This window comes from Caballeronia terrestris (genome assembly GCF_001544515.1).
GTDB lineage: Bacteria > Pseudomonadota > Gammaproteobacteria > Burkholderiales > Burkholderiaceae > Caballeronia > Caballeronia terrestris.
Genome location: NZ_FCOL02000554.1, coordinates 1 through 786 on the forward strand (window position 1 = coordinate 1; position 786 = coordinate 786).

Consider the following 786-nt stretch of genomic DNA (forward strand, 5'->3'; position numbering starts at 1 on the left):
CGACAAGGTCAGCGTTGACGGTCTCGTCCAGCTTGCCCTCAACACGCATGCGCACCCCGGTCACGTTCTTGCGAGCGGGGTCGATGGCAAGGCCCCGCACAGCGCAATTCTCTATGGCGCGCACGTTCGGCAACCCAAGGACACGTCGGCGCAGATGGCCTTCGAGCACGGGACGACTCGCAATCAGGCCGATCAGGCCGCTCGTGCCATTGGCAAGTGTAACGTTGCGACCGATCCAGGTCACATCGTTGGCGACATCGCCGAGCAACCCGCCGCTCTGCGCGACCACGTCATTGTTATACCCTGGGAAGAATTCCTCGAGTATGGCGCTGCCGCGCGCAAGAAGCCCATGGATGTGGCGATCCTGTGGCACGCCCTTGCGCGGAGTGTCTGCTACTGGAAACGCATCGCGTTCGAGCACGGTGACGGTGGTATAGAAATCCGATAGTGCGCGTGCGGCCAGCAGTCCGCCCATGCTGGCGCCGATTACGATCGCATGCTCGCCCAGGTTTTTCATGACAATCCTCCAGTTCAATCCGCCGCAATGTGTCCGGCGACGATCGTCTGCAGTGGATGATAGTATCGCCTCGTCCCCTGAGCGTCCCCTGGACGCCGTCATTCAGGCTCGCATCACGATGACTCTATTCAGCATTCGGACGCTTGGATTTCCGGAGATCCGCCGGAACGACCGGCTGTGTGAGCTGGCCTTGCGCAAAGGCCTGGCCCTGCTGATCTATCTGGCTGAAGCGAAGGGCTCAGTCGGGCGCGACGTCATCGCAACCATGT

The 786-nt window shown here is 61.3% G+C and carries 1 protein-coding gene and 1 pseudogene; one reads left to right on the forward strand and one right to left on the reverse strand.

The window, feature by feature from the left end; translation table 11 throughout:
• Positions 1 to 517: FAD-dependent monooxygenase family protein (locus AWB67_RS38900; RefSeq protein ID WP_510183524.1), on the reverse strand; the 517-nt coding region annotated here is incomplete at its 3' end.
• Here AWB67_RS38900 and AWB67_RS42905 point away from each other — a divergent pair.
• Positions 516 to 786: pseudogene (locus AWB67_RS42905) on the forward strand (hypothetical protein); the annotation flags it as partial. The gene AWB67_RS38900 and the pseudogene AWB67_RS42905 sit on opposite strands and share 2 nt — an antisense overlap.